The organism is Burkholderia sp. Cy-637, from assembly GCF_011753175.1.
GTDB classification, from domain to species: domain Bacteria; phylum Pseudomonadota; class Gammaproteobacteria; order Burkholderiales; family Burkholderiaceae; genus Burkholderia; species Burkholderia gladioli.
The window spans coordinates 1-5762 of sequence record NZ_VWWC01000273.1 but is presented as its reverse complement, the minus strand read 5'-3'; the positions used below and the strand labels follow the sequence as shown (position 1 = coordinate 5762).

The window sequence follows — 5762 nt, the reverse complement described above, 5'->3', positions numbered from 1 at the left end:
CGGCCGCGGCCGCCGATCACGAGGCCCGCGTCGAGCCGACCTTCGGCGGCGCGCCGGAAACTCCGGCCGCCCCGGCCGCCCCGGCTGATACGCCGGCCGACCTGCAGGCCGATGAAACGCTTACCGCCGCAGGCGAGGGCGCGGATCACGCAGCCGGCGAGGCCGAGTCCGCCGAAGCCGGCGCCGCGGCGCAGCCTGCAATCGCGGCAAGCGCCGTGCCGATCGACGACGGCGAGCCGGTGCTGCCGGCCGCCACCACGATCTCCTCGGCGCCGCCCACCATCGTCGATCGCCGCATCGACTGCATCGTGCCGATCCGGCTCGGCGCGTCGCTGCCCGGCGAGCGGATCCTGCCGGCCGCGCAGCGCCTGCGCCGCGCCGGCAGCAAGCCGGTCCACATCGAGGGCAAGCCCGAGGACGGCGGCAACTGGGAGCTGTTGCAGAACGGCGTGCGCTACGAGGAACTGCGCGCGGCCGCGCAACTGGCGAATCGCAACGGCCCGCTCAACGAGCTCGAATTCTCCGAATTCGTCTCGGGCGTCGGCCAGTTCGCCGACGCGATCGACGGCGCGCCCGAATTTCCCGACATGCTGGAGACGGTCTCGATGGCGCGCGAGCTCGACGGCTTCGCCGCGCAATGCGACGCGCAGTTGTCGATCAACGTGATGTCGGACGGCGCGCCCTGGTCGGCCAACTACGTGCAGGCGGTGGCCTCGCAGGACGGCCTGCTGCTGTCGCGCGACGGCACGCGCTTCGTCAAGCTCGACGCGAAGCAGAACCCGGTGTTCATGCTGCAGTTCGGCGACACCAACTTCCTGCGCGACGACCTGACCTACAAGGGCGGGAACATGATCACCCTGGTGCTCGACGTGCCGGTGGCCGACGAGGACATCCTGCCCTTCAAGCTGATGTGCGATTACGCGAAGTCGCTGTCCGACCGGATCGGCGCGCGGGTGGTCGACGATTCGCGCCGGCCGCTGCCCGAATCCACCCTGGTGGCGATCGAGCAGCAACTGATGAAGCTCTACGCGAAGCTCGAGGAAGCCGGCATCCCGGCCGGCTCGCCCGTCACGCGGCGCCTGTTCAGCCAGTAAGCCGAAGCCGGCCCCCGGGGCGCGGGTTTTCCCGTCCCGGCGGCAGGCGATCCGGTGCTTGCGGGAAGGTGCGCAAGCGCGCGCCGCCTGAGATAATCCTCCCTTGATTGTCACCAGAGCAAGTGCCGCCAGCATGGCCCGATCCCCAGTTGAACCGCCAGCCAGCCAGCCGTCCGAACGGGCGGCCTGGTTGCGCAATGAACTCGAGCGCGCGAATCACGCCTATTACGTGCTCGACCAGCCCGACCTGCCGGACGCCGAATACGACCGGCTGTTCCGCGAGCTGCAGCAAATCGAGGCCGAGCATCCCGACCTGATCACGCCCGATTCGCCGACCCAGCGCGTGGGCGGCGAGGCCGCCACCGGCTTCACGCCGGTGCTGCACGACGCGCCGATGCTGTCGCTGAACAACGGTTTCTCCGACGAGGACATCGCCGCCTTCGACAAGCGCGTGGCCGACGCGCTCGACAAGGCGCCGGCCGACCTGGCCGGCACCGCCACCGATCCGGTCGAATACGCCTGCGAGCTCAAGTTCGACGGCCTGGCGATCTCGCTGCGCTACGAGCATGGCCGCTTCGTGCAGGCCGCCACGCGCGGCGACGGCACCACCGGCGAGGACGTCACCGAGAACGTGCGCACCATCCGCTCGATCCCGCTGACGCTGAAGGGCGAGAACCCGCCGGCCCTGCTCGACGTGCGCGGCGAGGTGCTGATGTACAAGCGCGATTTCGCGCGCCTGAACCAGCGCCAGCGCGAGGCCGAGCAGCGCGAGTTCGCCAATCCGCGCAACGCGGCGGCCGGCAGCCTGCGCCAGCTCGATTCGAAGATCACCGCGCAGCGGCCGCTGTCCTTCTTCGCCTACGGCATCGGCGTGCTCGAGGGCGCGACCATGCCCGACACGCACAGCGGCCTGCTCGATTGGTACGCCGGCTTCGGGCTGCCGGTCAATCGCGAGCGCGCGGTGGTGAAGGGCGCCGAGGGGCTGCTGGCCTTCTTCCACAAGGTCGGCGAGCAGCGCGAGGCGCTGCCCTACGACATCGACGGCGTGGTCTACAAGGTCAACCGGCGCGACGAGCAGGAGCGGCTCGGTTTCGTCTCGCGCGCGCCGCGCTTCGCGCTGGCCCACAAGTTCCCGGCCCAGGAAGCGCTCACCCGGCTGCTGGCGATCGAGGTGCAGGTCGGCCGCACCGGCGCGATCACCCCGGTGGCGCGGCTCGAGCCGGTGTTCGTGGGCGGCGCGACGGTGACCAACGCGACCCTGCACAACGAGGACGAGGTGCGCCGCAAGGACATCCGGATCGGCGACACCGTGATCGTGCGGCGCGCCGGCGACGTGATTCCCGAGGTGGTGTCGGCCCTGCTCGACCGGCGCCCGGCCGACGTGGCCGAATTCGTGATGCCGACCGAATGCCCGGTCTGCGGCTCGCGCATCGAGCGGCTGCCCGAGGAGGCGATCGCGCGCTGCACGGGCGGGCTGTTCTGCCCGGCGCAGCGCAAGCAGGCGCTGTGGCACTTCGCGCAGCGCCGCGCGCTCGACATCGACGGCCTCGGCGAGAAGATCATCGACCAGCTGGTCGAGCAGAACCTGGTGCGCACGCCGGCCGACCTGTTCCACCTCGGTTTCGCGACCCTGGCGGCGCTCGACCGCTTCGCCGACAAGTCCGCGCAGAACCTGCTCGACTCGCTGGAGAAGGCGCGCCACACCACGCTCGGCCGCTTCATCTACGCGCTGGGGATCCGCCACGTCGGCGAATCGACGGCCAAGGACCTGGCCAAGCACTTCGGCTCGCTGCAGCCGATCATGGACGCCACCACCGAGCAACTGCTCGAAGTCAACGACGTCGGCCCGGTGGTGGCCGAGTCGCTGCACCAGTTCTTTGCCGAGGAGCACAATCGCACCGTGATCGCGCAACTGCGCGAGAAGGTCGACTGGCCGGAAGGACCGCCCGCGCCGCGCGAGCCGCAGGGCGCGCTGGCCGGCAAGACCGTGGTGCTGACGGGCACGCTGCCGACGCTGGGCCGCGACGAGGCGAAGGCGCTGCTCGAGGCGGCCGGCGCCAAGGTGACGGGTTCGGTGTCCAAGAAGACCGATTACGTGGTCGCTGGTGCCGAGGCGGGCAGCAAGCTCGCCAAGGCCGAGGAACTCGGCATCCCCGTGCTCGACGAGGACGGGATGCATCTACTGCTCAAGGGAGAACTGCCATCATGATTCGCGAGATCCTCAGGATGGGCGATCCGCGCCTGCTCGAAGTCGCGAAGCCGGTCGAGGCCTTCGATACGCCGGAACTGCACGAGCTGGTCGCCGACATGTTCGAGACCATGCACCACGCCAACGGCGCGGGGCTGGCCGCGCCGCAGATCGGCGTGGGCCTGCAACTGCTCATTTTCGGTTTCGGCAACAACGCGCGCTACCCGGACGCGCCGCCGGTGCCGGAGACGGTGCTGATCAACCCGAGCGTGGAATACCTGCCGCCGGACATGGAGGAGGGCTGGGAAGGCTGCCTGTCGGTGCCGGGCATGCGCGGCGTGGTGAGTCGCTACAGCAAGGTCCACTACTCGGGCTTCGACCAGTACGGCAAGCGCATCGACCGCATCGCCGAGGGCTTCCATGCGCGCGTGGTCCAGCACGAATACGACCACCTGATCGGCAAGCTCTATCCGATGCGGATCACCGACTTCTCGAAGTTCGGTTTCGCCGAGGTGCTGTTCCCCGGGCTCGATCCGAACGCGGACGACTGAGCGTCGCCAGCACTCGCTGCAATGAAAACGGCGCCGGGAACCCTCGCGGGTTCGCCGGCGCCGTGTCTTTTGCGCGGGCCGCACGTCGGGCCGTTCAGGCGGCCGTTCGTGCTGCCGCGATCAGAAGTTCTCGTCGGGCGACAGGTAGCGCCACTCGCCTTGCGGCAGCGCGCCCAGCATCACGTGGCCCATCCGCACGCGCTTCAGACCGATCACCTCCAGCCCGACCAGCTCGCACATGCGACGGATCTGCCGCTTCTTGCCTTCGCGCAGCACGAAACGCAACTGCTCGCCGTTCTGCCAGCTCACCATCGCGGGCTTGAGCGGCACGTCGTCGAGTTCCAGGCCGTGGCGCAGCTTGGCCAGCGATTCGGCCGGGAAATGCTGGTCGATGTCGGTCAGGCGCTCGCCGAAGCGCACGCGCACCAGGTATTCCTTGTCGATGTCCGACTGCTCGCCGATCAGCTGCTTGGCGATGCGGCCGTCCTGCGTCAGCACCAGCAGGCCGGTCGAGTCGATGTCGAGACGGCCTGCCGGCGCCAGCGTGCGCAGGTGCTGCGGCGAGAAACGCAGCGCCGAATGATCGCCGCTCCAGTGGTTCTCGCGCGTGATCAGGGTGACGGCCGGCTCGTAGCCGTCCTCGGCCTGGCCCGATACGTAGCCGACCGGCTTGTGCAGCAGGATCGTCACCTGGGCGGCCTGGGCAGCCTGGGCGCGCTGGTCGATCTCGATGTTCTGCTCCGGGCGCACCTTGGTGCCGAGCGTGTCGATCCGCTCGCCGTCGACCAGCACCCAGCCCTTCTCGATCCATTCGTCGGCCTCGCGGCGCGAGCAGAGGCCGAGCTCGGACATCCGCTTCGAGAGACGGACCATGCCGGTTTCGTCGGCGTCGTCGAAGGAGGCAGCGCGCGACTTGACGGGCTGGGCGACCTTCAGGCGCGAGGGGGCGGCGCGTTCGGCGGCGTCGCGCACGGGGCGGGCGCCGGCACGGGCGGGACGATCGCCGCTATCACGGGCAGGGCGGCCTTCGCCGCGGAACGCGCTGCGTTCGCCGTCGCGAGCGGGGCGTGCCGGACGATCGCCATCGCGGGAGAAGCGGGCGCCGTCACGTGATGGGCGCTCGCCATCGCGTGTGGGGCGGCCTTCGCCGCGGAACGTGCTGCGTTCGCCGTCACGAGCGGGGCGCGCAGGGCGATCGCCATCGCGGGAGAAGCGAGCGCCGTCACGCGGCTGGCGTTCACTGTCGCGCGTGGGGCGGCCTTCGCCACGGAACGAACCGCGCTCGCCATCGCGAGCGGGGCGCGCCGGACGATCGCCATCGCGGGAGAAACGCGCGCCGTCACGCGGGGGGCGTTCACCATCGCGCGTGGGGCGGCCTTCGCTGCGGAACGAGCCGCGTTCACCATCACGAGCGGGGCGTGCCGGGCGATCACCGTCGCGGGAGAAACGGGCGCCGTCACGCGGCGGCCGTTCACCATCACGCGCAGGGCGGCCTTCGCCGCGGAACGAGCCGCGTTCGCCATCGCGAGCGGGGCGGCCTTCGCCGCGGAACGAACCGCGCTCGCCATCGCGTGCGGGGCGTGCCGGACGATCCCCGTCGCGGGAGAAGCGAGCGCCGTCACGCGGCGGGCGGTCGCCGCCTTCTCGAGCAGGGCGGCCTTCGCCGCGGAACGAACCGCGCTCGCCATCGCGAGCGGGGCGCGCCGGACGATCGCCATCGCGAGAGAAACGCGCGCCGTCACGCGGGGGACGATCGCCGCCGGTGCGAGCAGGGCGGCCTTCGCCGCGGAACGAACCGCGCTCGCCATCGCGAGCGGGGCGCGCCGGGCGATCCCCGTCGCGGGAGAAGCGAGTGCCGTCACGCGCCGGGCGATCGCCGCCCTCGCGCGGCGGCCGGCCGAAGCCGCCGCGCTCGCCGTCACGCGGCGC

The 5762-nt window shown here is 70.8% G+C and carries 4 protein-coding genes; 3 read left to right on the top strand and 1 reads right to left on the bottom strand.

Translation table 11 applies throughout. The features are described 5' to 3' along the window. The 3 genes from F3J10_RS34030 to def form a co-directional block, all read left to right on the top strand. Positions 1–1094: cell division protein ZipA C-terminal FtsZ-binding domain-containing protein (locus F3J10_RS34030; RefSeq protein WP_167243910.1), on the top strand; the 1094-nt coding region annotated here is incomplete at its 5' end. Positions 1095–1227: 133 nt separating this feature from the next. Then, positions 1228–3303 carry an NAD-dependent DNA ligase LigA gene (gene ligA / locus F3J10_RS34025; protein WP_167243909.1) on the top strand — a complete coding sequence of 692 codons (2076 nt, stop codon included), beginning with the start codon at positions 1228–1230 and terminating at the stop codon, positions 3301–3303. Continuing rightward, the gene (def, locus tag F3J10_RS34020) at positions 3300–3833 is read left to right on the top strand and encodes a peptide deformylase (protein ID WP_025099331.1); all 534 of its coding nucleotides are present in this window, start codon (positions 3300–3302) and stop codon (positions 3831–3833) included. The genes ligA and def overlap by 4 nt, the downstream gene beginning before the upstream one ends. Positions 3834–3953: 120 nt before the next feature. Here def and F3J10_RS36475 read toward each other — a convergent pair. Then, on the bottom strand, positions 3954–5762 hold a 1809-nt coding region (locus F3J10_RS36475; RefSeq protein ID WP_240155792.1), incomplete at its 5' end, for a pseudouridine synthase.